Annotated in this window: 25 protein-coding genes; 14 read left to right on the top strand and 11 right to left on the bottom strand. The window is 61.0% G+C overall.

What is annotated here, in order from left to right; all coding sequences use genetic code 11:
- The coding region (locus BM254_RS17485) for an IS110 family transposase (protein ID WP_139227101.1) at nt 1-253 on the bottom strand (253 nt) is incomplete at its 3' end.
- A gap of 272 nt (nt 254-525) precedes the next feature.
- Nucleotides 526-1,401: a DUF6279 family lipoprotein gene (locus BM254_RS17480; RefSeq protein WP_245777474.1), complete on the bottom strand. Its 876-nt coding sequence runs from the start codon at nt 1,399-1,401 to the stop codon at nt 526-528.
- 140 nt (nt 1,402-1,541) lie between these two features.
- Between BM254_RS17480 and BM254_RS17475 the strand changes: the two genes are divergently transcribed.
- Together BM254_RS17475 and BM254_RS17470 are read left to right on the top strand one after the other, a co-directional pair.
- Nucleotides 1,542-1,790, top strand: coding sequence for a DUF2798 domain-containing protein (locus tag BM254_RS17475; RefSeq protein ID WP_092006875.1), 249 nt, complete (start codon nt 1,542-1,544; stop codon nt 1,788-1,790).
- Between the two features lie 152 nt (nt 1,791-1,942).
- Entirely contained in the window at nt 1,943-3,409 is a 1,467-nt protein-coding gene (locus BM254_RS17470) for a DUF4397 domain-containing protein (RefSeq protein ID WP_092006873.1), read from the top strand.
- A 52-nt stretch (nt 3,410-3,461) separates the two neighbouring features.
- Here BM254_RS17470 and dacB read toward each other — a convergent pair whose 3' ends face one another.
- Entirely contained in the window at nt 3,462-4,940 is a 1,479-nt protein-coding gene (gene dacB / locus BM254_RS17465; protein ID WP_245777473.1) for a D-alanyl-D-alanine carboxypeptidase/D-alanyl-D-alanine endopeptidase, read from the bottom strand.
- A 402-nt stretch (nt 4,941-5,342) separates the two neighbouring features.
- Between dacB and BM254_RS17460 the strand changes: the two genes are divergently transcribed.
- Genes BM254_RS17460 through BM254_RS17445 form a run of 4 tightly spaced genes read left to right on the top strand, consistent with a single transcriptional unit; the run spans nt 5,343 to nt 8,299 of the window.
- Nucleotides 5,343-5,819, top strand: coding sequence for a hypothetical protein (locus tag BM254_RS17460; protein ID WP_092006871.1), 477 nt, complete (start codon nt 5,343-5,345; stop codon nt 5,817-5,819).
- Nucleotides 5,820-5,854: 35 nt separating this feature from the next.
- Entirely contained in the window at nt 5,855-6,625 is a 771-nt protein-coding gene (locus BM254_RS17455; protein WP_092006869.1) for a glutathione S-transferase N-terminal domain-containing protein, read from the top strand.
- A gap of 37 nt (nt 6,626-6,662) precedes the next feature.
- Entirely contained in the window at nt 6,663-7,595 is a 933-nt protein-coding gene (locus tag BM254_RS17450) for an aldo/keto reductase (protein ID WP_092006867.1), read from the top strand.
- Nucleotides 7,592-8,299, top strand: a complete 708-nt coding sequence (locus BM254_RS17445) for a hypothetical protein (RefSeq protein WP_092006865.1) — start codon at nt 7,592-7,594, stop codon at nt 8,297-8,299. Before BM254_RS17450 ends, BM254_RS17445 begins: the two co-directional genes overlap by 4 nt.
- On the opposite strand, the gene dkgB is transcribed toward BM254_RS17445, so the two are convergent.
- Nucleotides 8,229-9,038, bottom strand: coding sequence for a 2,5-didehydrogluconate reductase DkgB (gene dkgB / locus BM254_RS17440; RefSeq protein ID WP_092006864.1), 810 nt, complete (start codon nt 9,036-9,038; stop codon nt 8,229-8,231). The genes BM254_RS17445 and dkgB overlap by 71 nt on opposite strands.
- Nucleotides 9,039-9,162: 124 nt before the next feature.
- On the opposite strand from dkgB, the gene BM254_RS17435 reads away from it, so the two are divergent.
- The gene (locus BM254_RS17435; RefSeq protein WP_092006862.1) at nt 9,163-9,576 is read left to right on the top strand and encodes a GFA family protein; all 414 of its coding nucleotides are present in this window, start codon (nt 9,163-9,165) and stop codon (nt 9,574-9,576) included.
- 3 nt (nt 9,577-9,579) lie between these two features.
- On the opposite strand, the gene BM254_RS17430 is transcribed toward BM254_RS17435, so the two are convergent.
- Nucleotides 9,580-10,701: a PQQ-dependent sugar dehydrogenase gene (locus BM254_RS17430; protein WP_092006860.1), complete on the bottom strand. Its 1,122-nt coding sequence runs from the start codon at nt 10,699-10,701 to the stop codon at nt 9,580-9,582.
- Nucleotides 10,702-10,924: 223 nt separating this feature from the next.
- Here BM254_RS17430 and BM254_RS17425 point away from each other — a divergent pair, with 223 nt between their 5' ends.
- A complete protein-coding gene (locus BM254_RS17425; RefSeq protein WP_092006858.1) occupies nt 10,925-13,105 on the top strand; it encodes a TonB-dependent siderophore receptor in 2,181 nt (726 codons plus the stop codon).
- Nucleotides 13,106-13,224: 119 nt separating this feature from the next.
- Here the strand turns inward: BM254_RS17425 and BM254_RS17420 are convergent, their stop codons facing one another.
- From BM254_RS17420 to BM254_RS17395, 6 genes are all read right to left on the bottom strand, one after another.
- The gene (locus BM254_RS17420) at nt 13,225-14,046 is read right to left on the bottom strand and encodes a (2Fe-2S)-binding protein (RefSeq protein ID WP_092006856.1); all 822 of its coding nucleotides are present in this window, start codon (nt 14,044-14,046) and stop codon (nt 13,225-13,227) included.
- Entirely contained in the window at nt 14,033-16,063 is a 2,031-nt protein-coding gene (gene fhuB / locus BM254_RS17415; protein WP_092006854.1) for a Fe(3+)-hydroxamate ABC transporter permease FhuB, read from the bottom strand. Before fhuB ends, BM254_RS17420 begins: the two co-directional genes overlap by 14 nt.
- Nucleotides 16,053-16,985: an iron-siderophore ABC transporter substrate-binding protein gene (locus tag BM254_RS17410; RefSeq protein ID WP_092006852.1), complete on the bottom strand. Its 933-nt coding sequence runs from the start codon at nt 16,983-16,985 to the stop codon at nt 16,053-16,055. Before BM254_RS17410 ends, fhuB begins: the two co-directional genes overlap by 11 nt.
- A complete protein-coding gene (locus BM254_RS17405) occupies nt 16,975-17,748 on the bottom strand; it encodes an ABC transporter ATP-binding protein (RefSeq protein WP_092006850.1) in 774 nt (257 codons plus the stop codon). Before BM254_RS17405 ends, BM254_RS17410 begins: the two co-directional genes overlap by 11 nt.
- Before the next feature lie 77 nt (nt 17,749-17,825).
- Complete coding sequence (locus tag BM254_RS17400; protein ID WP_092006848.1) at nt 17,826-19,616, bottom strand: ABC transporter ATP-binding protein; 1,791 nt, start codon at nt 19,614-19,616, stop codon at nt 17,826-17,828.
- Nucleotides 19,617-19,701: 85 nt separating this feature from the next.
- Nucleotides 19,702-20,154 carry a YaiI/YqxD family protein gene (locus BM254_RS17395; RefSeq protein ID WP_092006846.1) on the bottom strand — a complete coding sequence of 151 codons (453 nt, stop codon included), beginning with the start codon at nt 20,152-20,154 and terminating at the stop codon, nt 19,702-19,704.
- Nucleotides 20,155-20,431: 277 nt separating this feature from the next.
- Between BM254_RS17395 and BM254_RS17390 the strand changes: the two genes are divergently transcribed.
- From BM254_RS17390 to BM254_RS17365, 6 genes are all read left to right on the top strand, one after another.
- On the top strand, nt 20,432-21,001 hold the full coding sequence (locus BM254_RS17390; protein ID WP_092006844.1) for a histidine phosphatase family protein: 570 nt from the start codon (nt 20,432-20,434) through the stop codon (nt 20,999-21,001).
- A 61-nt stretch (nt 21,002-21,062) separates the two neighbouring features.
- The gene (locus BM254_RS17385) at nt 21,063-21,401 is read left to right on the top strand and encodes a zinc ribbon domain-containing protein YjdM (RefSeq protein WP_092006842.1); all 339 of its coding nucleotides are present in this window, start codon (nt 21,063-21,065) and stop codon (nt 21,399-21,401) included.
- A 40-nt stretch (nt 21,402-21,441) separates the two neighbouring features.
- Nucleotides 21,442-21,960 carry a phosphate-starvation-inducible PsiE family protein gene (locus tag BM254_RS17380; RefSeq protein WP_092006840.1) on the top strand — a complete coding sequence of 173 codons (519 nt, stop codon included), beginning with the start codon at nt 21,442-21,444 and terminating at the stop codon, nt 21,958-21,960.
- Nucleotides 21,961-22,037: 77 nt separating this feature from the next.
- On the top strand, nt 22,038-23,120 hold the full coding sequence (gene pdhA, locus BM254_RS17375; RefSeq protein WP_092006838.1) for a pyruvate dehydrogenase (acetyl-transferring) E1 component subunit alpha: 1,083 nt from the start codon (nt 22,038-22,040) through the stop codon (nt 23,118-23,120).
- Nucleotides 23,117-24,109 carry an alpha-ketoacid dehydrogenase subunit beta gene (locus tag BM254_RS17370; protein ID WP_245777472.1) on the top strand — a complete coding sequence of 331 codons (993 nt, stop codon included), beginning with the start codon at nt 23,117-23,119 and terminating at the stop codon, nt 24,107-24,109. Before pdhA ends, BM254_RS17370 begins: the two co-directional genes overlap by 4 nt.
- Nucleotides 24,110-24,313: 204 nt before the next feature.
- Nucleotides 24,314-25,435: a dihydrolipoamide acetyltransferase family protein gene (locus BM254_RS17365; protein ID WP_092006836.1), complete on the top strand. Its 1,122-nt coding sequence runs from the start codon at nt 24,314-24,316 to the stop codon at nt 25,433-25,435.
- Nucleotides 25,436-25,516: the final 81 nt, after the last annotated feature.

The following is a 25,516-nucleotide window of genomic DNA, read 5'->3' as shown; positions in this document are numbered from 1 at the left end:
ACTGCTGCACCGCATGCGTGTTGACCAGCATGACGTGGTGACCGGCCGCTTGTAGGCCGTCCACCAGCCAGTACCAGTTGAAGGTCGACTCCACCGCAACCCCGTAGAGATCGTTCTGGAAAGGCTGCAGCGCCCGCTCGATGGTGGGCAGGTCGTTAGGTAGACGTTCCTGATAAAGCACGCTGTCATTCTCATCAAGAACGACAGCGACACTATTGTTTGAATGCAGGTCGATGGCGCAGAATAGAGTCATGTCAGCCTCCTGTAGCGGCAGTGTGTTTGCCAACTACCAGCCTACTCCGGATGACGGACTATGGGAGGCTGGCTACATGATTTTCAGATGAACAAGTTCATCAGACCCCGGTGCCACGGGCTTAACCTCGAGCTCGCGCCCTGAAAAAGGGGTCAGATGAAAGCTTTCATCTGACCCCAGGTTACGACTTAACTTCGAGCTCGCCCCCTGGAAACGGGGTCTGATGAAAGCCTTCATCTGACCCCAACTTCACGCCGACTCACAGTCACCCCTCAGGCCGGCTCACAAGTCAGCGCCCTGAAATCCCCCCGAAGCTCCACCGCCCGGTCTTCCAGATTCGCCAGATGCGAGGGCGCACCAGCCTCGATCAGCTCATACATCAGATCCGCCATCGCCACCCGGCTCTCGGCCATCATCTCCTTGTAGGCGTCTCCGCGCACCTCTTCCGAGTTCACCAGCAGGTAGCGGATTTGCTCCCCAAATTCCGGTGAGTCCCGCTTCTCCAGGGCTGCCAGCAGCGCCAACTGCCAATTCCGGCGGCCCTCCAGCCAGATCTCGGTCTGCCTGCCCCGGCTTTCGGACCACTCACGGGCAATTCGCTGCTGCCGGGGGTTCAGGGGGCCGAGCCAATTTCCGATACGTTCCATCGTCCGTTCGGCCCTGGCCTCGGCTCGTGCCTCGGGAGAATCCAGCAGGAATTTCTCCTCCATCTCCCCATGGTTCCGGGCCATGTTCCTGGCAAGTTCGGCGACTTGCTCGTCGCTGAGAGAGGCAAGCAGGTTGGTGGCGGTCGGTGCGGCCTGCTCAAGTAACCCGGGCAGGAAGTCGAACAGTCGCTGCTGATGGTAGCTGACTTTTTCTCGGTCCAGATCAGCCGACCGGGTATCCCGGACCAGCTCAGCCAGCCACTGGCGATAGCGGGGCAGTTCCGCGGTGCAGTGCCACTGCCGGAGATTGTCGAGGTCCTGCGCCAGTTGCTGTTCCTGCCCGCCGGTCAGGGTTACGTAGTCTTCGACCCACCAGGTGACGCCCCAATCCGCATACCGGTAGGCCATACGGGTCGAACTGCAGGCTGAGAGCAATGCCATGGTCAGAAGTACCACGGTTGCCCTGATCATGGCGCCCGGTTGGTAGGGGAGAGAACTCATCACGGTGCCTCAGCGTAAAGCCCTATGGAAAAACATTGCATGCTCATTATCATGCAGTCCCTGTCAAAGATATTACGAATCAGGGTCTGGAACGGATGGAGCCGACAGAAGCTCGCCACGCCCTGACTTATGGAGATTCAATGTCCAAGCAAAAGTTCGCCCGTGTTCATCAGTTTGTCTTTGCGTTCTACATGTCCGGCATCATGTCCCTGATGATGTCAGGGATCATCACGTTTATTAATACCGGGCTCACCGAGGGCTTCCTGGAGCGCTGGGGGCCCGCGTTCCTCGTTGCCTGGGGCTCGGCCTTTCCGCTGGTTATTTTCGTTGCTCCGCTTGCCGGGCGGCTGACGGCACGAACACTTCGTGTGCTGGCGGATGAGCGCTAGCCCCCTGTGCTTTAAGTCCGGTTGTCAAAAATTGTAAATCTGTTTGTTGCACCCATCCGTAGATTGTTTTGCGTACAGTTCATGGAATGAATTTGTGCAGGTTCGAACCATCAAACCCTGATCTGCAACCTCGCAATTGAGGATGAGTGACAATGAATACAAAATTTGCTTTGCCTTTGGTGGCGGCCAGTAGTGTGTTGTTGGCCGGGTGTTTCGATGGTGACAGCGATCCGGCGAAAACCAGTGTCCGGGTCGTTCATGCTTCTTCCGATGCGCCGGCAGTCAATGTGCGCGTGAACGATGAAACGGTGGTTTCGGGTGCTGACTACAAGCAGGCCGCCGTTCTGACCCCGAATGCCGGTACGGCCTCGATCGCGGTTGATGGCATTCTGCCGGGTGGCGAGACCGCCACCGTGATTGATGCGGATGCCTCTCTTCGATTTGATACCAAATACGATGTGATTGCTGTGGGCAAGGTGGGGGACGGGTCGATAGAGCCCTTGATCCTGACCGACGATGGCACTCGTGACAGCCCAGACAGCGTGCGTTTGCGCGTTGCACATCTCTCTCCCGATGCCCAGAGCGCAGTGGGCGGGCCCGTTGCGGTGTATCTGACTGCAGCTGGCGATCCGCTTCCTGAGGAGGCGTCTTTCAGCTTTTCTTTCAAGCAGAGTGTTGGACCAATTGAAGTACCTGCCGGTGATTATCAAGTGCGGGTCGCCATTCCCGGAAACTCGCCCACGGTTGTGTATGACAGTGGCACCTTATCGTTGGCTGCTGGCAGTGACTTGCTCGTGGGAGCTGTCGATAACACCAGTCCCAATACAACACCGTCTGGCGGCGATCCCGCGCTGACGGGTGATAACAGCCCGATTAGCCTCATTGCAGTGACCGGTACTGGGGATGTTCTGGAATTCTTCGACCAAGCTCAGAAGGCGGGTGTACGGGCGGTCCATAATTCTGCCGATGCGCCGGCAGTTCAGGTGCTGGTTGACGACGCTGTAGCAGAGGACAATCTGGCCTACGGTGAGGTTGCCCCGAGTGCGGCAACTAACGGTTACGCCAGTATTGATGTCGGCACACGCAACATCAAGGTGGCTCCGGCAGAGAGCACGAATCCAGTGAATGCCGCAGTGATTGATGCGGATGTTGATTTTGCACAGGCCTCTGCTACTACGATTGTCGCGGTTAATACCTTGGCCGAGATTGAGCCGCTGGTGCTGAATGACAATGTCAGGAGTATTGCCACTCAGGCCTCTCTGAGAGTGGTTCACGGCGCGGTGGAGGCCGGGACAGTTGATGTCTACCTCTTGCCGACCGCTGAGGGTGGAGCGACCGCCACGGTATTGAATACTGAGGTGAATAGTCCGACCCTGGATGACTTCGAGTTCAAGACAAACACGGGTTATCTGCCCGTTCCCGAGGGGGACTACGTGTTATTCATTACCGATCAGAGCGGCAACCAGTTGCTGAAAACCGGTAGCGTTCCTCTTTCTGCTGGTGGCGTTTACACTGCTATTGCGCGGGTAGCAGTGGATGGCGAATTGACTCCCGAAGGGGATCAAAACATTGCATTTGTGACTCTCATGGACGATTTCGTTTCAAGTGAGCCGCAGTAACAGAGTCTGCTCGATAGGAAAACAAATGCCCCGGCTTCGACCGGGGCATTTTTTATTGAATCGTTGTATCCGATGGCTCTGCGCCAGCCCGCGAAATCGCCGTCCCCGTAGGCGGCCGGTAATGCAGCGAGTAAAGCACACGATCCAGCACCGATTTGCCATTCCAGGCCGGGTCATTGTTCACGATACCCACTACCGCCCAGGTGGTGTTGTTTTCGTCCCGGGTAAAGCCGGCAATCGAGCGAACATGCTCCAGGTAACCGGTCTTGATCCGGCCTGTGCCTTCCATGCCGGCTCGCTTCAGCCGGCGGGCCATGGTTCCGTCCATGGCGGTGATTGGCATGGAGGCCATCAGGTCGGAGGCGAACGGACTGTTCCAGGCGTGCTGGAGAATTTGCACACCCTGGCGGGCCGAGATGCGGCCATGACGGGTGAGGCCGGCGCCGTTGTCGATCACCATACCCGCGGTATTGATGCCTTTGCCCTCAAGCCATTCGTAGATCACACGGATACCGGCAACGCGATCGTCCTGTTCATCCTCTTTCCGGTTCTCGGCACCGATGGCGAGCAACATCTGGCGGGCCATGACGTTGCTGCTCCACTTGTTGATGTCCCGAACCATGGTGACCAGGTCCGGAGAGGTGGTTCTCATCACCAGCCGGGCATCGTCAGGGGTCTTGCCGGTCATGCTGGCGCCGCTGATGGTCACGCCGGTTTCCTTGAGTACCGAACGAATCAGGGACGCGGTGTACTGCTCGTGGGGCAGCAGGGACATGTAGGTGGTGGTCCGGCAGCCTTGCGGTAGCTCACCGGTCACGCGCACGGTGACCTGCATGTTGTCGTCAAACACCGGCTCCCAGTTGAAGTCACGGCGGCCGGGGCAGGGGCCCTCGGGTATGGCCGTGACCCGGTTGTCGATCCGCACTTCGCTCAGGTCCGGGGTCGTCCAGGCCTGGGTCCCGCGCTCGTCGGCCCGGACCTGGAAGTGCAGCAGGTTGAGGTTGGTCAGGTAGGCGGAAGGTTCCACCAGGAACGGACGGTAGGGATTGTCGCCATTGTCCTCGAATTTCGGGAAGCCGCCATCCACGCGGAAATAGCTGCCATCCAGAACCAGGTGGCCGTCAATACTGGTCACGCCCATCTGCCGGAGTTCACGCATGGTGGACCACAGGCGTTCGAGGGTCAGTTTCGGATCGCCTTCGAACCGGACGTACAGGTTGCCCTTGAGCGTATCGCCGACCATCTGCCCGTCGGTCAGGAAATCGGTATTCCAGTGGTGGGTCGGGCCGAGAATTTCCAGGGCGGCGTAGGTGGTAACCAGCTTCATGATGGAGCCGGGGCTCATCAGTTCGTCAGCGTTCACATACTGCTCGATCCCCGGACCGTTCAGGGGGACGGCCGCAACGCTCAGGCCTTCCTTGTTGTTCAGTGCCTTGAAGGCGTAATCCCGGACTTCCGTGCTCCAGAGCCGGGTGGGGGAGTCTTCACTACCCGATTGCGCAGCTGCAGCCAGCGGGAAGCCCGCAGCCATGACCGCGGCAATTCCTGCAGACAACATGAACCGACGGCTGGACCTCCTCAGTCCTGCCTGCCTGACGCTGCGTCGCATGACCCTGATCTTCATGATTTCCATCCGTTGAGTTCTTATGACTAAACAATAGCCGATCCTGGCGCGATGTACTATGCAGAAAAGCTCTACATGACGTTAAAAATTGCCAGTAGAGACGTTGTTTATATTGAATTTTTGTGACGCTCTGTAAGGGCCCTTTGGAATCAGTGAGTTAGCTGTACAAAAATTAATCTTGTGGATGTCAATGACTTTGTGTGCGTTTTTTACCGTGGGTTTCACGGCATTTCAGTCATGGAATTTCAGGTTCAATCAGCGTTTCCTAGTTCAGTGATACAACGACCACAACAAGAACAGGAGGGCGCCATGATTGGTATACCGATCGGGTTGATCACAGCCAATGCCGTTGAGTGGGTATTCCACAAGCACGTTCTGCACAATCGGGGGCGTGACCGGAACAGTTTCTGGGCGTTCCATTGGCATGACCATCACCGGAACGTCCGCAGGAATGGTTTCCTGGATGAAGACTACCGGCACCCGCCCCTGACCTGGAATGCCCAGACCAAGGAGGTCGCGGCCCTGGTGGCGGGAGCCGCGGCGGTAACACCCCTGCTGCCGGTGGCTCCGTTCTTTGTCGGTACGCTCTATTACAGTGCCTGGAACTATTACCGGGTGCACAAGAGATCCCACCTGGATCCGGAGTGGGCCCGGGAGCATCTGTCGTGGCACTATGACCACCACATGGGGCCCAACCCCAACGCCAACTGGTGTGTGACCAAACCCTGGTTTGACCACATCATGGGGACACGGGAGCCAATGGCAAACCGGGAGGCGCCTGCATAATGGCCACTTCAACATCCCGAAACCAAGGACAAACCATGCTGAACGCGTTAAAGCACAACGTGAATGTGCTCGAATCCGTGGCAACCTCTTCCTTTACCGCCTGGCGCGGATGCCTGGTGGTGAAGGCGGCGGAGCAGCCGGAAAAACCGATCATTCTCTATGACATGGAAGGCTGCCCCTATTGCCGGCGGGTGCGGGAGGCGCTTACGGCCCTGAACCTGGACGTTGAGATCCGACCGTGCCCCAAGGGCGGCCGAATTTACCGGGCTGAAGCAGAAGCGATCGGTGGCAAGCAGCTGTTTCCGCTACTGGTGGATGAAAATACCGGCCAGGTCATCTATGAATCCGAAGATATCGTTGAGTACCTGTTCCGCCAGTACGGTGGTCGCCCGGTTCCGGGTTATTACAAGGCCAGAGTCTGGCAGCCGGTATTTGGCTCTCTGGGCTCGGTTGCCAGCGAAATGCGGGGGCTGCGGGCCGCACCGGGCAAGCGTCCCGATCAGGGGCTGCATCTGTGGAGCTTCGAGGGCAGTCCATTCTCCCGCCTGGTGCGGGAAAAGCTGTGTGAACTGGAGATTCCATACACGCTCCACAATCTCGGCAAGGAACACTGGACCGAAATCGGGCCCGCGAAGCAGCGCATCAAACCCGGGAAATACCAGCCGTTACCCGGAGGTAAGCGGGATGATTTCTTCCGGCAGCACGGGCGGGTTCAGGTCCCTTACCTGGAAGATCCCAACACCGGGACGTCCATGTTCGAATCGGCGCGTATATTGAAGTATCTGGAGGAACAATACGGCGGTTGAGGCTGTCAGTTAAGGCAGATTTCAAGGGAGGGCCACCATGCTGGAGCTATCAAGGCGACGATTCCTGATCGGTGTCGGGCTTAGCGGCCTGGCTGTGGCTTCCCCCCGACTGATGGCTGCCGGCTCGTCCGCGGGTGAGCAGGCCTTCCACTCCCGGCCCATCCCCTCCACCGGGGAATCCGTCCCCGCCATCGGCATGGGAACCTGGATTACCTTCAACGTCGGGGGAGACCAGTACCTCATTGATCAGCGCACCCGGGTACTCGAGACCTTTCTTGAGCGCAATGGCACTGTGATCGACTGTTCACCCATGTATGGCAGTGCAGCCGATGTCATCGGCGCCGGGCTGGATAAACTCCACGCCCATGACCGCATCTTTGCGGCGACCAAGATCTGGACCAGCGATGGCTCGGAGACCCGGGAGCAGGCCGCCACGTCCGAGCGGCGATGGGGCATCGATCGCTTCGACCTGCTGCAGGTCCACAACCTGCTGGCCTGGCAGGAACACCTGGCGACCCTGAAAGAGATGAAGGCCGAAGGCCGGGTCCGTTACATCGGTATTACCACCTCCCATGGCCGCCGGCATAGCGAGCTGGCGCGCGTCATGGAAACCGAACCCCTGGATTTCGTTCAGCTCACCTACAACGTGCTGGACCGGGAGGCCGAGGAACGGCTGCTGCCCCTGGCCCGGGAACGGGGCATTGCAGTGCTCGTAAATCGGCCATTCCAGGGCGGCTCCCTGTTCCGCCGGTTCCAGTCGGAGCCCTTGCCGTCATGGGCAGGGGAGGCCGGCGTGGGCAACTGGGCCGAGTTCTTCCTCAAGTTCATCATTTCCCATCCCGCCGTCACCTGCGCCATTCCGGCCACGACCAGCGTGGAGCACATGCAGGAGAACATGGGGGCCATGTACGGTCAGCTGCCTGACGCCAGCCAGCGAAGAATGATGGCAGAGTACGTGAGGCAGCTGTGAACGGGGCGACCTGGCTGAGCTATTCCTTGCAGGACTTCGTGATGTTCGGCCCGGAGGTATTCCTGAGACTGTTTGCGCGGATCAATCAGGACCTCTGGCCCTGGCTATTGTTGTGGCCGTTGGCTGGCCTGGTGCTGCCGTGGTTCGGCCGGCAAGCCGCCGAGTTGCCGAGGCGGCTGGCGATGGCTCTGGCCGGGCTGGCGTGGATCGGCTGCGGCTATCTGTTCCTGGTGCGCTATTACGGCCCGGTAAACTGGCCGGCCACCGGGTTCGGGTGGGCCTTTGTGGTTCAGGGACTGTTATTGCTGCTGCTGAAGGGGAGAGCGCTGCCCGCACCGATGACGTGGCCGGCGGCGGTCAGCTGGTGGCTGGCGATACTCCTGTTGCCCTGGCTGTCGGTGCTGGAAATGCCCGATCTGTGGGCCCTCGCCCTGTTCGGACTTGCGCCCGGGGTGACCGTTGCCGCCACCGTGCTGCTTTTTGCCCGGCAACCATCGCCACTCAGGTGGTTGCTGTTGGCGCTGCCGCTGGCCTGGACCCTGTTCAGTGCGGCCACCTACTGGGCCCTGGGTACCTTCTGGTTGCTGGGCTTTCCGGTGGCCACCCTGGTGCTGCTGGTTGTCGCGTTCAGGGTTAATCCCAGTCCGGCGCAAACCCCGGATTCGCAATCCGTTCGCCCCGGTCCAGGGCGTCAATCGCCCTGATTTCATCCTCGCTCAGTTGAATCTTCAGGGCCTCCAGGTTGGCCTTCTGATGGGATGGCCGGGTAGAGGAGGGGATCGGCACCACGCCCCTTGAGGCCACCCAGGCAATGGCAATCTGCGCCGGTGTCACATTCCGTTCGCTGGCAATGCGCTGCAGTGTTTCATCCTCCATGACCTTGCCCACCGCCAGGGGCATGTAACCGGTCACCGTAATGCCGAGTTTCTGCGCGTGTTCCACCACCTTGCGGTTGGCCAGGAACGGGTGGACTTCCACCTGGTTGGTCAGGATCGGCGTATCACCCAGGATTTCTTTTGCCTGATCCATCTGGGCACAGGTGAAGTTGGAGATCCCGATATGCTCGGTGAGACCCTCGCGCCGGGCATCCCGGAGCGCGCCCAGGTACTCCTCCATCGGCACCTCATCGCCCGGGGACGGCCAGTGGATGAGGGTCAGGTCCACGTGGTCGGTTTTCAGGCGGGCCAGGCTGTCGTGGAGGCTGTTGATCAGGTCGCTGGCATGCAGTTTGTCGTGCCAGATCTTGGTGGTCAGGAAGATGTCGCGGCGCGGGATACCGCTCGAGGTAATGCCGTCGCCCACTTCCGCCTCGTTTTCATACATCTGTGCGGTGTCGATGTGGCGATAGCCCAGCGACAGGGCGCTCTTCACCGCCTCCCGGGCATCGTTGCCCTTCAGGCGAAACGTGCCCATACCGATCTTCGGAAGTGTGGTAAACGACATGATAACTGTCCTCCTGTTCCGTTTCTGTACCAACCGAGATGATGTCGCCAGGGTGGTTCTTCAAGTGGCCCGCCGGTATCATCCCGCCGGAGATTCCAACAAGTCCGAAGCGCGAGATTGACCCATGTATACCGGCCAGTGCCTGTGTGGCGACATCACCTTTGAATATGACGGCCCCCTGGGACCGATTTCCCTGTGCCATTGCAGCCAGTGTCGGCGTGCCCATGGCAGTGCCTTCTCGGCCAGCGCGCCGGTGCAGGCCGTGAGGTTCCGGATTCTCTCCGGTGACAACCGGGTGACCGAATTCGAATCCAGTCCCGGCAAGTACCGCGCCTTCTGCAGCCGTTGTGGCAGCCAGCTATTCAGCAGGGTGGACGCCATCCCCGGTATCCTGCGCCTGCGGGTAGGCGTGATCAACGAACCCCTGGGCAAGGGCCCTGCACAGCATGTCTATGTCGGTTCGAAATCGGACTGGTTTCCGATCACCGACGATATTCCCCGGTACGAAAAGACCGAGAGGACCAACGACCCTCACTGAGGGTCAGTTCGCGGGAACGGTCCGGTAAACCTTGCCCCTGGGTGAGTCGGTCAACAGCCAGAGCGCGCCGTCCGGGCCCATGCGCACATCCCGGATGCGCTCGCCCAGATCCGTCAGCAGATCTTCCTCCTCGGTGACGTCCCCGTCCCCGATCTCCAGGCGCACCAGCTTGCGCATTTTCAGTGCCCCCACGAACAGGTCCCCCTGCCACTCCGGGAACAGGTCGCCGGTATAGAACGCCATGCCCGAAGGAGCGATCGACGGATCCCAGTAATGCAGGGGCTGTGCCATGCCTTCCTTCTTGGTGTGCATGGTGATCGGCAGGCCCGAGTAATCGATGCCATAGGTGATCTCGGGCCAGCCGTAGTTGGTGCCTGCGGAAATGATGTTGATCTCGTCACCGCCGCGAGGCCCATGTTCGTGGGTCCAGATCTCGCCGGTTTCCGGATGAATGGTCATGCCCTGGATGTTGCGATTGCCGTAGGTGAAAAACGTGTCCTCGGCACCGGCCTGGTCCACGAACGGGTTACCCGGAACCGGCTCGCCGTTGACCGTGACCCGGTGCACGCCACCGGCGTCATCGCCAAGATCCTGGGCCCGGTCCATTTCGCCCCGGTCGCCGACGGAGATGTACAGGTTGCCGTCCCGATCAAACTCCATACGCCCGGCGAAGTGGCGGGAGGTATTGGAGCGGGGCAGGGCCTCAAAAATAACCTCTACCTCCTTCAGTTCGTCGCCTTCAAGCCGTGCCCGGGCAACCCGGGTGGTCATGCCTTCCCGGGTGCGGTGGGCATAGCTCAGGAACAGTGTCTGATTGCTTTCGAAATCCGGATGCAACAGCACATCCAACAGCCCGCCCTGGCCGGAAACCACCAGGTCCGGAACGCCCGAGATCGGTTCGGGAACAAGTTCGCCATCGCGGATGATCTGGAGTCGTCCGGCCCGCTCCGTCACCAGCTTGTCCCCGTTGGGCAGGAACGCCAGGCTCCAGGGGTGCTCAAGGTCCTCGGCAACGACCTCCAGACGGAAATCCGCCTCATCCGATGAGAATGTCAGGTCAGCGAGCGTTGATACCGAAAACAGCATCAACCCGCCGGCCATAGCCAGTTGTTTGCTGGTGAACATGGGAACCTCCGGCCTGTAGGGCATTCGGTCTGGAAACTCGGAAGCAACTGCCTAATCAGCATAGCAGTTGACCCGCTCCACTGCGCTGAACGGGTGTTCTGGAATATAGGGTGCGAAGCCCGCGATGGATTACCGTGATTTGAGGTTTTAAATTAGAATGATTCGCATTAAGATATGCGTCGAATAATGATCAAATAGCTAAAACCCACTCACGGAGAAAAAGATGTTCCGACTTCCCGAGCCGGCATTCCGCCGTAAGGCCCTGGTTTCCGCCATGATGTGTGCCACTGTCCCCGCGCTGGCAGTAGCCCAGGAGAACGACCCAGCCACCCTCCAGGTGCTTGAAGTATCCGCAGAACGGGGCCAGACCCCCTCGGAGTTCACCGAAAGCTACGCCCCCGAAGCGACCACCACTTCTCTGAAAATGGAACTTTCCCACCGCGAGACGCCACAGGCGGTCACTGTGGTGACGCGGAAACAGATGGATGATTTCGCCCGGAATGACATCAATGATGTTCTGGAGGGCACCACAGGTGTCACCGTCGAGTCCGTTGAAACGGACAGGACCTACTACACCTCCCGCGGCTTCGACATCAACAACTTCCAGTACGATGGTGTTGGTCTTCCCGCAGTCTATGACAATGTCCAGGGTGAGCTGGATACCGCCTTCTTCGATCGGGTTGAAGTGCTGCGGGGCGCCAACGGCCTGATGACCGGCTCCGGCAATCCGGCCGCCACGGTGAACTTCATCCGCAAGCGTCCCACCGCCGATACCAATGCCTCGGTGGCGGTGACCGCCGGTTCCTGGGACAAGAAGCGAATTGTCGGTGACGTCTCCGGCTCGGTTTCCGAATCCGGCAAGGTTCGCGGCCGGGTCGTGGCAGGTTATGAGGACAAGGATTCCTACCTTGACCGTTACAGCAACGAAAAGCAGATGTTCTACGGCGTCGTGGAAGCGGATCTGACCGATACCACGCTGCTCACCCTCGGCCATGCCATCCAGAGCTCCGACACCGACAGCCCGCTGTGGGGCGCGCTGCCGCTGTTCTACACCGACGGTACCGCCACCGACTTCGCCCGTTCCACCAGCACCGCTTCCGACTGGTCCTACTGGGATAACACCCAGCACAACAGTTTCGTGGAGCTGCAGCAGGAGCTGGCTGGCGGCTGGCGGGCCAAGGGCACGGTGTTCCGGTTGGAGAATGACAGTGAATCCGAACTGTTCTACCAGTATGGAACCCCGGACCCGGACACCGGTGAGGGGCTCCTCGCCTACCCGAGCCAGTATGATCTGAATTCCGAGCAGTGGGTGGTGGATGCCTATGCCACCGGCCCCTTCGATCTGGCCAACCGGACCCACGAGCTGGTGGTTGGTGCCAGCTGGTCCCGTTCCGAGACCGTGGACGAGTCCCGCTATGGCCAGGGTATCGGCGATCCACTGCCCCCGCTGAATGAATGGGATGGTAACTATCCCCGACCGACTTTCGATAACGGCGTGGCAGGCTCTGACTGGACCGACCGCGAAACCGCCACCTATGCCGCGGCCCGCTGGACCCTGACTGACAGCCTGACCGCCATCACCGGGTTGCGTCTGACCTGGCTGGACAACAAAGGCACCAGCTACGGCAATTCCAAGGAGACCAGCTACGATGCCGTGGAAACGCCCTATGCCGGCCTGATCTACGACATCAACGACAATCACTCGGTCTACGCCAGCTACACGGAGATCTTCTCTCCGCAGACCGAGCTGGACATCAACCGTGACCGCCTGGATCCGATCGATGGGGTGAACTACGAGCTAGGGCTGAAGAGTGAATTCCGGGAGGACCGTATCAACACTACGGTGGCACTGTTCCAGGTCGAGCAGAAGAACGTGGCCGAGGCCGCAGGCACCTATGACGACGGTACCCAGGACGTCTACTACCGTGCGGTGGATGGCCTCGAAAGCCAGGGTGTGGAACTGGAAATCGTCGGTGACGTGACCGACCGCATCCAGCTCTTCGCCGGCTACACCTTTGTCGATATCGAGGATGCCGACGGTAACGACGCCAAATCTTTCGTGCCGGAGCACCTGGCTCAGCTCCGTGGCATCTGGAAAGTGCCGGGTGTTGACGGTCTGGAACTCGGCAGTCAGATCCGCTGGCAGTCCGAGATCAGCCAGGAGCAGGGTGTGGCGACCACCGGCCCGAATGCAGGTACCACCATCGTCACCGAGCAGGATGCCTATGCCGTGGTGGACGTAATGGCCAGTTATGACTTTGCCCGCAACTGGAACGCCACCCTGAACGTAAATAATGTCACCGACGAGAAGTACATCGAGAGCCTGAAGAAATTCGGCGCCTCGGCCCAGGGCTTCTACGGCGAGCCGGCGAATGCCAGCCTGACCGTTTCCTGGGTCTACTGATCCATATTGAAGGGCGGGGGTGACCCCCGCCCTTCAATGTCAGGTTAAAGGAGGAAATGGAATGACACCCGAACAGGAAATGATTGAAGGACTCAAACTTGCCGCCGGGGCTGGCCTTTTTATCGGGCTGGTTGCCATTGGTCTGGCGCTTGGCAATGGTCTGGCCGGTTGAGTGCGGCCATTCTCTCCTTGCGGTATACCCCACAAGTACCGCAGTAACCGCCCTCCGGTAACAGGTATTTCAGGCAACAGCCCTTGCGCTGAGGGATGGCTGTTTTCTGCCCCCCGAACACCGCCGGAATCCAGTCGACGAATCGGTTGGCGTCATTCCGGAACCCTTCCAGCCATTGCTGCGCCAGATCACATACCGAGGCGGGATCCGCCAGGTTCCACACCGCCGAGAAAGGCGCGCCCAGACCCAGGCCGATACTGCTCCAGTAGGCCCCGGGGCTCACTCCCAATTGTTGTCTGAACACCGGATACCAGGCTTCTGTTTGCGCGGCCATGCCCTGCAGGAAGGCCTGTTCGCTTGCCAGTGGCTGGCCCGGAGCCTGGAACCATCGTGAAACGGTCTGTCCCGCCTCCTCGATGGGCGCCAGGAAGATTCGGGCCGGATTGGCAACGGGCGCCTCGCCATAGCGGAACAGACGTAAGGTGAGGGGTGCAAGCACACTGAGCGCCAGATCCTGTTGCAGTACCGACGCATAAGTCCGGACGGCTTTATGGTCGTTCGCATCAGGGTAATCGTGACGAATCTGCTGCACCAGCAACTCGGGCTGCTCGAGGCATTGGGCCAGGGAAAACAGGGCCCGGCGGTCCTGTGCCGGAGCTTGCAAAGACTGCGCGAGGATAGCCTCACGGTCGAGACCGGAGGCTTGCAGGAGCCGATCATAGCGCTCGACCCAGCGCTCGCCATTTATTATGGAATCAGGCGCGACCATGGCGGCTGAGCCCCCAGAGGAAATAGATCCCGCCCACCAGGGCCGCAAGCAGACCGGCGGGCAACTGGTTGGGGTACACGATAATGCGGGACAGGTAATCCGCCACACCGAGCAGCACGCCACCCACCAGTGCGGCGGCGATCAGCTGCCGGCCGACGGTTTGCTGGCCCAGCACCCGCGCCAGGTGCGGGGCGATCAGGCCGACAAAGCTGAGCGGGCCGATCACCACCGTGGCGGCCGCGGTCAGCAGCGCCGCCAGAAGCAGCAATAACAGGCGAACCCGGGCCACCGGAAGACCCAGTGAAGAGGCTGACTGCTCGCCCAGTGGCAGGATAGTCAGGGGCCGTACGACCGAGGCCAGAGCTCCGGAAATCATCAGGATGAACACCAGCAAGCTGATGGCCTCCCCCTCGGAGACCAGCCAGGTAGAGCCATACATCCAGTTCAGTAACTTGGAGGCCTCGGTCCCGCCGGAGGCCATCACCAGTCGAAGTCCGGCATCCATGAACACGTACAGGGCAAGGCCGCCCAGCAGTAACTGGTTACCGGCAAAGCGGTGCCGACGTGCCAGCAGAATCAGCAGGCCCAGTGCCCCGGCCGCGCCGGCGGTGGCGGCTACCAGCTGCCCCATGCGGCCGGCCTCAAGACCGGAAAGCACAATGACCACCATCACCAGAGCGGCCCCGCCGCTGATGCCCAGCATTTCAGGGCTGCCCATGGGATTGCCGGTCATTCTCTGGATCAGGGTGCCGGCCAGCCCGAGGGCGATTCCTGCCAGCACCGCAGCAAGCATCCGAGGGCCGCGCCAGATCCAGGCCTCGTGCCATTGGGAAAGGCCGGTCCAGCGCCAGCCGTCGAGCCCCGGCGACCAGCCCATGGAAACCACCACCGTAATCAGTAGAAGCCCGGTGAGCACGGCTGAAACCAGCAGGATCGGACGGCGTTTGGGCAGGAATCCGGCCGGGCTGGAGGTCTGCCCCGGCATGTGATGGGTATTCCGGAAGCCCTGCAGGGCCAGCAGGATGATCGGCCCGCCAATGAGCGCCGTGGTGGTGCCGGTGGGAATCAGGGAGCCGTCGCCCCAGGTGGACGCCCAATGGGCCAGGGTGTCTGCCAGTAACAGCAGGCCACCGCCGAGCAGGGTGCTCCAAAGTATGCGCCCGCCGAGAGTGCGGGCGCCCAGCAGCCGGGCCAGCACGGGTGCGGCAAGGCCAACAAAGGCAATCACGCCCACCCGGCTTACTACCGTCGCGGTCAGTAGAACCACAAGGAACAACGCCAGGGCCCGCACCCACGCGACCTTCGCACCCAGGGAGCTGGCGGAGGTCTCGCCCAGTTGCAGTAATTGCAGTGGCCGCATCAACAGCAGCATCAGAGCCACCAGGATCACGACCCTGGGCCAGAGATCCGCGAACGGTTGCCAGTTGTTCTGGACCAGGGAGCCGGCGCCCCAGATGAACAGGTTGCCCAGCCACTCGCCCTTGAGCAACAGGAACGCCATGTTGGTGGCGCCGAGGAAGAAGGTGATCACCAGGCCGGCGAGGATCACGGTGACCGGGGAAAAGCCCAGTCGCCAGGTGAGGGCGATGACCATGGCGATGGCCAGCAGGCCGCCGGCAATGGCAGGCAGGTCCGGGCTGAAGGCGAGCAGGCCCGGGAAGAACAGCGAGGCGACGGTGACGCCAAACTGGCTCCCGGCGGCGACACCGAGGGTGGTTGGTGAAGCCAGCGGGTTGCCGAGGATCTGCTGGGTGACGGAACCCGCGAGCCCCAGTGCCGAGCCAACCAGGACCGCCATGGCCACCCTGGGTGCCCAGCTGAAGTGCGCCAGCACGGACGCATAGGTATCCGGATTGAAGGTCCAGAAAGCACTCAGCAGGGCCATCGGGTCCAGTTGCTGCAGCCAGGGCAGGGCACTGGCCAGCAGGGCGGTCAGCCACAGGAGCGCGGCCGCCACCGGCAAGCGGGCGGGAAGTACCGGGCGCTGTGCCGGAAGGGTGGCAGTATCACTGTACATTATCGGAGCCTCCCGCCAGCAGACTGTCGGTTATCTGGGTGGCTAGCCGCTTGACCGGGTAGATGCCCCCGAAAGGCCAGGTGGCCTCCACCTGATACACCTGGTCCCGTTGCACTGCCGGCAGGTAGGTCCAGAACGGACTGCCGGCGAGGGTATCGGCCAGCCCCGGCGGTGTCGGGGAGATCACCACAAGCCGGGACTCGGGAAAGGCCGCAATCGCTTCCAGACCGACTACGGAAAACCCCCAGAAATTCCCCGGGTGGGGCCAGGCGTTGGTCAGCCCGAGGGCTTTGAGTGCGGTCTGGTAAAGCCCGTTCGGGGCGTAGATACGCACATGCCGGGCGTCGAGGAAGTTCACCAGCGCGACTGGTCGCTCCGTGACACCGGCCTCGGCGAGCCGCGCCCGCTGCTCGGCGAGGGTCTGTTCGACATCCTCCACCACCTCTTGTGCGCGTGCTTCCCGCCCCAGCATTTCGCCGAGAGCGAGCAGCATCCTGCGGGCTTTGGCAAAGGGTTGCGAACCCTCCTTATACACACTGACCACAAAAGTGGGGGCCAGTCGCTCGAGCAGGTCGGCAGCCGGGGCCATTTCGGCGCTGGTCACGATCAGGTCCGGTTTGAGCTCGGCAATGGCTTCCAGACTGGGCGCTACCCGGGTGCCGACATTGCGCACACCGCTTTCCGGTAACGCTGGCTCCCGGACCCAGTGGCTGTAACCTGCCAGGTCGGCCACCCCCACGGGGGTGACTCCGAGCAACAGCAACGCTTCGGTGGCGGCCCAGTTGAGGGCAACGATGCGTTCGGGAACCTTGTCCAGGGTGAGGGTGCCGTTCTCGTGCTGCCAGGTGTCCGCGGTGGCGGGCATGGCGAGTGTGATCAACAGGAGAAAGAGGCCGGCCAGCCCCGCGGATTTAGTGCACATAGGAAACCCACTGCCCCGGAGCCCGTTCCATTACACCCATGGGCACGCCATAAATCGTTTCCAGGATGCCGGAATCCATGATGTCCTCGGGACGGCCATCGGCTACCAACCGGCCGGCCTTGATGGCCACCAGGCGGTCGCAGAAGCGGGCGGCCAGGTCCACGTCGTGCAGCACCACAATAACGGTCAGCTCCCGTTGCTCGGCCAGGCGATGCACCAGACGCAGGGTTTCCACCTGGTGTTTCACATCCAGTGCGGAAATGGGTTCGTCCAGGAGCAGACAGCGGGTCTGCTGGGCCAGCAGCATTGCGATCCACGCCCGCTGGCGCTCACCGCCGGAGAGGGTATCCACGGAGCGATGGGCGAAGTGTTCCAGGCCGGTGTCGGCAATGGCCTGGTCGATCAGTCGGTGGTCTTCCCGGTTATAGCGTCCGAGGGGCCCTCGCCAGGGGTAACGACCGAGAGCAACCAGTTCTCGTACTGTCAGTCCATCGGTGCCGGGTGGATGCTGGGGCAGGTAACCAACGGTGCGGGCAAACTCCCGTGCACCGGTGTTGCGAAAGGACTGGCCGAGCAGGCTGACATTGCCCTCCGAGGGAGTCTGGTGCCGGGCCAGCACCTTGAGCAGTGTCGATTTGCCGGAACCGTTGTGGCCCAGCAGGGCAGTGACTTCCCCTTCCTGAAAACCGATGTTGATATTGCGAAGAATGGGGGTGTCACCGATACGGACACCCAGGCTGGATACTTCGAAGAACGCCGACATGCAGACTCCCTTGTTCTGAGAGCCTGCAGGTTAATCTAAATACGAATTACTATCAATAATGATGTTGGGCTTGAAGCTCAGACTTGCCCGGTCTGGACGCGCCATTGAGCCCGGTAGGCTCCGTCCTTCGACAGCAGGGTTTCGTGGTTGCCCTGCTCGACAACCCGGCCGTTCTCGATCACCGCAATGGTGTCCGCATCCACGATCGTGGACAGGCGATGGGCAATCATGATCACCGTGCGGTTGTGGCCGATCCGGCGCAGGGAGCGCTGGATGGCTGCCTCGGTTTCGTTGTCCACCGCGCTGGTGGCCTCGTCCAGCACCAGGATCGGCGGGTTCTTCAGCAGGGCACGGGCCAGGGACAGGCGCTGGCGCTGGCCACCGGAGAGCCGCACACCACGCTCGCCAACCGGCGTATCGAGGCCTTCTGGCAAAGCCTCTATGAAGCTCCAGGCCTCGGCGGTTTTTGCGGCCTCGATGATTTCCCCATCGATGGCATCGGGCTTACCGTAGGCCAGATTCTCGCGGATGGAACCCTCGAACAGGTACACATCCTGGCTGACCAGGCCGATGGCCCCGCGCAGGGACTTGAGGTTGATGTCCCGGATCGGCTGACCATCGATGCGGATCTCGCCATGGCTCGGGTCGTAGAAGCGGAGCAACAGCTTGATCAGGGTGGACTTGCCGGAACCGGTGGCGCCCACCAGAGCCAGGGTGTTGCCGGCCGGCACGTTCAGGCTGATGTCCCGGATGCCGGCGCCGCTGGAGGGGTAGTGGAAGCTGAGGTTGCGGAAATCCACCTCACCCTTTACCGGCTGGGCCAGGTCCCTGCCACCTTCGTCCCGCACGTGGACCGGTTCGGCCAGCAGGTTCAGAATCCGGCGGGTACTGGCCATGGCCCGTTCGAACAGATCGATCACTTCCGCCAGACCGGTCAGGGGCCAGAGCAGGCGCTGGGTCAGGAACACCAGCACGCCGTAGGCGCCCACGTTCAGGGTGCCTTCCAGGGCCATCATGCCGCCGACGGTAAAGGTGGCCAGGAAGCCTGCGAGGATGGCCATGCGGATCACCGGAATGAACGCGGAACTGATGCGGATGGCCCTGCGGTTGGCATGCACATACGCCTCACTGCTGGCCTTGAGCCGCTCTGCCTCCCGTTGCTCGGCGGTAAAACTCTTGATGGTGGCAATGCCGCCAAGGTTGTTGGCCAGTCGGCTGGACAGGTCGCCTACCTTTTCACGAACGTCGGCATACAGGGGGCCGGCCTTGCGCTGGAAATAGAAGGCGCCCCAGATGATCAGGGGAATCGGGGTGAAGGCCAGCAGGGCGACGGTGGGCGAAATCACGAAGAACACGGCGCCGACCGCCACCACGGTGACCAGTACCTGGATCATGGCGTTGGCGCCGCCATCGAGGAAACGTTCGAGCTGGTTGACGTCGTCGTTCATGGTGGCCACCAGCTGGCCGGAGCTGCGGGCCTCGAAGAAGCTCATGTCCAGCCGCTGGGCGTGCTCGTAGGCATCCTGGCGCAGGTCGGATTGCAGGCGCTGGGCGAGGTTGCGCCAGAGAATCTGGAACAGGTACTCAAATAGGGATTCCCCGGCCCAGATGAAGAAGGTGAGCACCGCGAGGATGGTGATCTGCTCCCGGGCGGTTTCGAAGCCGAGCCCGGCCACGAAGCTCTGCTCCTGGTTCACCACCACGTCGATAGCGACACCGATGAGGATCTCCGGGGCGATGTCGAAGAGTTTGTTGATGATGGAGCAGGTGGTGGCGGCGATGATCTGGCGGCGGTAGCCGCGGGCGTATCTCAGGAGCCGGGCGAGGGCGGCGAAGCTGCTGGTGTTGGTGTGACTGCTGGTGGACATTTCCGCTTTCTCCCAGATGTTTGGCCCGGTTTGGATTGGGCAGGGAGGTTAGCGGAAATGTCGGGCAAATAAAATAGAATCATTATCATCTTCTGGCGTTGCGCTGCAGCCAGCGGTCGAGCTGGTCGGCGAATTCCTTGCGGTCGGTCTGGCTGAACGGCGCGGGGCCTCCGGTGACCTGGCCGGCGCTGCGCATTTCTTCCATGAAGTTGCGCATGGCCAGGCGCTGGCGGATATTCTCTTTGGTGAAGGCCTGGCCCCGGGGGTTGAAGACGTCGGCGCCTTTTTCGATAGCCTCGGCGGCCAGGGGGATGTCCTGGGTAATGACGAGGTCGCCTTTTGTCATCTGGTCCATGATTTCGTTGTCGGCGACGTCGAAGCCGTGGGGGACCTGGCGGCGGCTGATGTAGGGGCTCGGCGGCAGGCTGATGGCGTGGTTGGCGATGAAGGTGGTCTGGATTTGCCAGCGGGTGGCGGCGCGGCAGAGGATTTCCCGGATGGGGACGGGGCAGGCGTCGGCGTCGACCCAGATTGGCATTTCGGTTTTCCTTCGTTAGTGACCTTTGAGTGGAGTTTAACTGGTCTTTGACTGAGCCTGTTAATCGTTGGCCGCGTATTTTGTTGAAGACTGGGACTTTGGGAGTACGCAGGCCTGTCGGGCGCTTCCCAAAAACCGCTACGAGCACGTCCATGTGCGCTTGTTTCAGGCCATCCTTGGCCTTCAACATTTTTGGGAAGCGCCCGACAGACTTGCTCCTAAGTCACCGAGATAACTCCGCGGGAGTTGGAGGGAGACGAGCGTGATTTATCGAAGAATGATTTCAAGGGTAGTTTTTGCCGCATTGGTGTTGCTGTCATCACTCCATGCTTCGGCCAGTGACGGCAACGCAGAAGCCTGGCAAGCCCTGCAAGACGGCCGGGCCGTTTTGATTCTCCGCCACGCCCTGGCTCCCGGCACAGGCGACCCCGGCAATTTTGATCTGAACGACTGCAGCACCCAGAGGAATCTGAACGAGACCGGTCGGGAGCAGGCGCGGGCGTGGAAGCCGTTTTTGGCGGAGCACGGGATTGAGGAAGCGCGGGTGTTTACCAGTCAGTGGTGTCGGTGTCGGGATACGGCTACCGAGATGGATGTGGGGGAGGTGACGGAGTGGCCGTCGCTGAATTCGTTTTTCCAGGGCCGGGGCGATGGGGCTACCCAGACGCGGCAGACGATTGCTCTGGTGAATGAGCTGGCGGCGGGGTTACCGGTGGTGATGGTGTCGCATCAGGTGAATATCACCCGTTTGGCCGGGGTCTATCCGTCGTCGAATGAGGGGGTGATTCTGGCGTTGCCGTTGTCGGAGGATCCGACGGTGTTGGCGCGGGTGGCGCCGGGGCGTTAGGGAACCGGGGGCTGGGGTTTCTGGTATAATCCCGTTCTCATTCAATTAACAGGAAATGATAATGTCCCAGCTTCCTCCCTGCCCCCAGTGTGGTTCCGAGTTCACTTATGAAGATGGTGTTCAGTTGGTTTGTCCCGAGTGTGGGCATGAGTGGTCCGAGGCGGAGCAAGCGAATGCTGAGGCCGGTAAGGTGGTTCGTGATGCCAATGGCAATGAACTCCAGGACGGCGATACGGTCACTGTCATCAAGGACTTGAAGGTCAAGGGCTCAAGTTCGGTGGTGAAGGTCGGTACCAAGGTGAAGAATATTCGTCTGGTGGAAGGTGATCACGATATCGATTGCAAGATCGACGGTATCGGTGCTATGAAACTGAAGTCGGAGTTCGTCAAGAAGGCCTGACGGACGTTGTCCGTAACCGGGAGCTTCATGGAGAGAGCAGATGGTTGAGAAGGACCAGGAAGGGGTGTCAAAGCCTGAGGTCCCGCACCACAAGCGGCACGAGCTGCACCAGGAGCTTCCGGTGGATTTCCCGGATCCGTTTTTCCGGGGCCTGCACAGGGTTATCCGTTTTGCCATCAGGGTGCTGGCCGTCCTGATGGTGGCGGTGATTCTCTGGGGCGTGGGTGATGTGATCTATATCATTTACGACCGGCTGATCACGCCGCCTTTCCTGCTGCTGGATATCAACGATATTTTCTACACTTTCGGCGCTTTCATGGCGGTGCTGATTGCTGTGGAGATCTTTATCAATATCCGGCTTTACCTGGGCACGAATGTGTTCCCGGTGCAGTTGGTGGTTGCCACGGCGCTGATGGCGATTGCCCGGAAGGTGATCGTGCTCGATTTTGAGACGCTTACTCCCATGTATCTGATCGGTATTGCGGCGACCACGCTGGCGCTGGGTATTACCTACTGGCTGCTCCGGCAGGGTACCCAGTACCAGGAGTGGGATGACTGACACCCCGGATTGATCAATTGCCTCCTCTCGTCTAAACCTTAAACAGAGCCCCGTCGGGCTGGGCCAAGGAGTACGGGATGAGACAACGCCATGAATTTCATGTGGATAGCACCCGCTATCTGGATGACCACGGCAAGCCGCTGGATGACTTGCCCGCCCTCGGCGGGGACACCGAGCGTGTCCTGACTGCCTACCGCAATATGGTGCTGACCCGCACCTTCGATTCCAAAGTCATCGCCCTGCAACGCACTGGCAAGTGCGGTACCTATGCTTCTGTGCTGGGGCACGAAGTGATTGGAACCGCCATTGGCCAGAGCATGGCCAAAACCGATGTGTTTGTACCCTATTACCGGGATCAGGCGGTGCACACGCTCCGTGGCTTGAGCCTGAGGGACATGATGCTGTACTGGGGTGGAGACGAGCGGGGCAGTGCGAACTGGGAAAATTGTCCGGAGGACCTGCCCATTGCGGTGCCCATCGCGACCCAGTGCTGTCATGCCGTGGGCGTGGCCTCGGCGATCCGGATCCGGGGCGAGGAGCGGGCGGTGGTTTGCTGCGTGGGCGATGGCGGCACCTCCAAGGGGGATTTTCTCGAGAGCATCAACCTGGCCGGGGCCTGGCATTTGCCGGTGGTGTTTGTCGCCATCAACAACCAGTGGGCGATCTCCACGCCCCGCAGCCTCCAGACCGGGGCCGAGACCATTGCCCAGAAGGCCATCAGCGCCGGCATCCCTGGGCACGCGGTGGACGGCAACGACTACTTTGCCGCCTCGGAGGTTCTGGATATCGCCCTGGAGCGGGCCCGTGGCGGCAAGGGCGCGACTCTGATCGAGGCGGTGACTTACCGGCTTGGAGACCATACCACCGCTGACGACGCCACCCGCTACCGCACCGCCGAGGACCTGAAACGGGCCTGGGAGAAAGACGGCGTCAAACGTCTGCAGAACTGGCTGCACGATAACGGCCTCTGGGATGCCGACAAGGAAAAGGCCCTGCAAGCCGACAGCAAGAACAAGGTGGAGAAGGCGGTTGAGGAATATCTGGCCACGGAACCCCAGCCACCTACCGCGATGGTTGATTACCTGTTCGAGACACTTCCCCCGGCCCTTCAGGCCCAGCGTGAGCGGATTGCCGCCAAATACCGGGGAGGTGAGTCATGAGCAAGGGCGAGCTGCGTGACGTGACCCTCGTGGAGGCGGTCAACATGGCCCTGCACTGGGAAATGGAACACGACGAGAATGTGGTGGTGCTGGGTGAGGACATCGCCACCAACGGCGGTGTATTCCGGGCCACCGTGGGCCTGAAGGAGAAATTCGGTTTCAAACGGGTGATGGACACACCACTGGCGGAAAACCTGATTGCCGGCACCTCCGTGGGTATGGCCACCCAGGGCCTGAAGCCGGTGGCGGAGTTCCAGTTCATGGGCTTCATCTACGCCGGCATGGATCAGATCGTCAGCCATGCCGCCCGCATGCGTAACCGCACCCGGGGCCGGTTACATTGCCCCATCGTATACCGGGCTCCTTTCGGCGGCGGTATCCACGCCCCCGAACACCATTCCGAAAGCACCGAGGCGTTGTTTGCCCACATCCCGGGCCTGCGGGTAGTGATTCCCAGTTCGCCCCAGCGGGCCTATGGATTGCTGCTGGCGGCCATCCGCAATCCGGATCCGGTGATTTTTCTGGAACCGAAACGCCTGTACCGGGCATTGACCCAGAGCGTCGAGAACAACGGCGAGGCCCTCCCGCTGGATACCTGTTTCACCCTGCGCGAGGGCGATGACGTGACCCTCATCACCTGGGGTCCCTGCGTGATGGAAACCCTACAGGCCGCCGATAAGCTGGCACACCAGGGCGTAACCTGCGAAGTCATCGACGTGGCCACCATCAGCCCCCTCGACCGGGAAACCCTGCTGTGCTCCGTCGCCAAAACCGGCCGGGCCGTCATCATCCATGAAGCCTGCCGCAACGGCGGCGTAGGCGCCGAAATCGCCGCCTCCCTGGCCGAAAGCGCCTTCCTGGACCTCCAGGCCCCAGTGGTGCGGGTAACCGGCTACGACACCATCATGCCCTATTACCGAAACGAAGACGCCTACCTGCCAAATGTGGAGGACATCGTCGAAGCCGTAGAACAAGTCATCGCCCTGTAGACGACTGACTCCGGGGACTGCCGCACCCCCGGGGACTGCCGCCCCCAGGGGTTGATTGGGCACCGGGGTCTGACCCCAAAGGGGTCAGACCCCACCTTCAAAACCAAAGGCGCAGACAAGTCACCAAAAGCCACGGCCCTGCACCGGGGTCTGACCCCAAAGGGGTCAGACCCCACCTTCAAACCAGAAACCAGGGGAGTAAAAATGAAAAACTTCAAACTTCCAGATTTAGGCGAAGGCCTCCCCGAAGCCGAAATCGTCGAATGGCATGTCAAAGTCGGCGACACCGTCGAAGTCGACCAGACCCTCGTCAGCGTAGAAACCGCCAAAGCCATCGTCGACGTCCCATCCCCCGAGGCCGGCACCATCGCCAAACTCTACGGCGAGCCGGGCGACATCATCCACACCGGTGAACCCCTGCTGGCCTTCGAAGGCGAGGGCAGCGACAGCGGCACAGTGGTCGGCGAACTCAAAACCTCCGGCAAGGAAGACAAAGGCCAGGCCGGCCAGGAACAATTCATCATCGGCGCCGCCCCCTCCAGCAAACGCGCCCGAGCCAACCGGGCCACACCGGGCGTGCGGGCCCTGGCGGAACGGTTGGGTGTAAACCTCGAGCAGATCAAAGGCAGCGGCCCCGGCGGCCTGATCACCAATGACGACGTTCATCGCCAGGCCAGCCACCAGAAAAAACTGGGCGACGCCGAACCCCTCCGGGGCACCGGCCGCACCATGGCCAAGAACATGGCGCTGTCCCATGCCCAGGTAGTGCCGGTTTCCATCTTCGAGGATGTGGACATCGGCGCCTGGAAGAAGGGCACCGACATCACCATGCGCCTGGTTCAGGCCATCGGTGCCGCCTGCGAAGCCTGCCCCGAACTCAACTGCTGGTTCGATGGCGACAATCTCACGCGACGGTTACTGGAAGAAGTCCACGTCGGCATCGCCGTAGACACCCCCGATGGCCTGTTCGTGCCCGTGCTGCGAGATATCACCCATCGCAGCCTCAAGGACCTGAGAAAAGGCCTGGAGAACCTGAGGGAGGCTGTCGCCACCCGCAAGATTCCACCCAAAGAAATGCAGGGCGCAACCATCACCCTCTCCAACTTCGGCACCATGACCGGCCAGTACGCCAACCCGATTATCGTTCCGCCACAAGTGGCCATCATCGGAGCCGGCAGGATCCGGGAGAAGGTCGTGCCCGTGGATGGCAAACCCGCAGTTCGAAAGGTGTTGCCGCTTTCGCTGACCTTTGACCACCGCGCCGCCACTGGCGGGGAAGCTTCCCGGTTCCTCGGGGCTATGATGGAAACGCTCTCCGGGGCATAAGACCACAAAGCTGCGACTATTTGCCGCACACTGCTACTTGGCAGGCGTACGAGACCTTCCTATGCTGGCACTAACCAGTTT

Origin of the sequence: Marinobacter pelagius (assembly GCF_900114925.1) — a bacterium.
In the GTDB taxonomy this organism is placed as follows: domain Bacteria; phylum Pseudomonadota; class Gammaproteobacteria; order Pseudomonadales; family Oleiphilaceae; genus Marinobacter; species Marinobacter pelagius.
The sequence above is the reverse complement of the archived record's forward strand: the minus strand, read 5'-3'. Positions and strand labels throughout refer to the sequence as shown.

Excerpts from the sequence above, each read along its gene's own strand:
- BM254_RS17420 (WP_092006856.1), bottom strand. The coding sequence starts at position 14,046 with ATGGTCGCGCCTGATTCCATAATAAATGGCGAGCGCTGGGTCGAGCGC.
- BM254_RS17405 (WP_092006850.1), bottom strand. The coding sequence starts at position 17,748 with ATGTCGGCGTTCTTCGAAGTATCCAGCCTGGGTGTCCGTATCGGTGAC.
- BM254_RS17475 (WP_092006875.1), top strand. The coding sequence starts at position 1,542 with ATGTCCAAGCAAAAGTTCGCCCGTGTTCATCAGTTTGTCTTTGCGTTC.
- BM254_RS17370 (WP_245777472.1), top strand. The coding sequence starts at position 23,117 with ATGAGCAAGGGCGAGCTGCGTGACGTGACCCTCGTGGAGGCGGTCAAC.
- pdhA (WP_092006838.1), top strand. The coding sequence starts at position 22,038 with ATGAGACAACGCCATGAATTTCATGTGGATAGCACCCGCTATCTGGAT.
- BM254_RS17390 (WP_092006844.1), top strand. The coding sequence starts at position 20,432 with ATGATTTCAAGGGTAGTTTTTGCCGCATTGGTGTTGCTGTCATCACTC.
- BM254_RS17435 (WP_092006862.1), top strand. The coding sequence starts at position 9,163 with ATGTATACCGGCCAGTGCCTGTGTGGCGACATCACCTTTGAATATGAC.
- dkgB (WP_092006864.1), bottom strand. The coding sequence starts at position 9,038 with ATGTCGTTTACCACACTTCCGAAGATCGGTATGGGCACGTTTCGCCTG.
- BM254_RS17410 (WP_092006852.1), bottom strand. The coding sequence starts at position 16,985 with ATGTGCACTAAATCCGCGGGGCTGGCCGGCCTCTTTCTCCTGTTGATC.
- BM254_RS17460 (WP_092006871.1), top strand. The coding sequence starts at position 5,343 with ATGATTGGTATACCGATCGGGTTGATCACAGCCAATGCCGTTGAGTGG.
- BM254_RS17365 (WP_092006836.1), top strand. The coding sequence starts at position 24,314 with ATGAAAAACTTCAAACTTCCAGATTTAGGCGAAGGCCTCCCCGAAGCC.
- BM254_RS17425 (WP_092006858.1), top strand. The coding sequence starts at position 10,925 with ATGTTCCGACTTCCCGAGCCGGCATTCCGCCGTAAGGCCCTGGTTTCC.
- BM254_RS17470 (WP_092006873.1), top strand. The coding sequence starts at position 1,943 with ATGAATACAAAATTTGCTTTGCCTTTGGTGGCGGCCAGTAGTGTGTTG.
- BM254_RS17380 (WP_092006840.1), top strand. The coding sequence starts at position 21,442 with ATGGTTGAGAAGGACCAGGAAGGGGTGTCAAAGCCTGAGGTCCCGCAC.
- BM254_RS17480 (WP_245777474.1), bottom strand. The coding sequence starts at position 1,401 with ATGAGTTCTCTCCCCTACCAACCGGGCGCCATGATCAGGGCAACCGTG.
- BM254_RS17395 (WP_092006846.1), bottom strand. The coding sequence starts at position 20,154 with ATGCCAATCTGGGTCGACGCCGACGCCTGCCCCGTCCCCATCCGGGAA.
- dacB (WP_245777473.1), bottom strand. The coding sequence starts at position 4,940 with ATGGCTGCGGGCTTCCCGCTGGCTGCAGCTGCGCAATCGGGTAGTGAA.
- fhuB (WP_092006854.1), bottom strand. The coding sequence starts at position 16,063 with ATGTACAGTGATACTGCCACCCTTCCGGCACAGCGCCCGGTACTTCCC.
- BM254_RS17450 (WP_092006867.1), top strand. The coding sequence starts at position 6,663 with ATGCTGGAGCTATCAAGGCGACGATTCCTGATCGGTGTCGGGCTTAGC.
- BM254_RS17430 (WP_092006860.1), bottom strand. The coding sequence starts at position 10,701 with ATGTTCACCAGCAAACAACTGGCTATGGCCGGCGGGTTGATGCTGTTT.
- BM254_RS17385 (WP_092006842.1), top strand. The coding sequence starts at position 21,063 with ATGTCCCAGCTTCCTCCCTGCCCCCAGTGTGGTTCCGAGTTCACTTAT.
- BM254_RS17455 (WP_092006869.1), top strand. The coding sequence starts at position 5,855 with ATGCTGAACGCGTTAAAGCACAACGTGAATGTGCTCGAATCCGTGGCA.
- BM254_RS17400 (WP_092006848.1), bottom strand. The coding sequence starts at position 19,616 with ATGTCCACCAGCAGTCACACCAACACCAGCAGCTTCGCCGCCCTCGCC.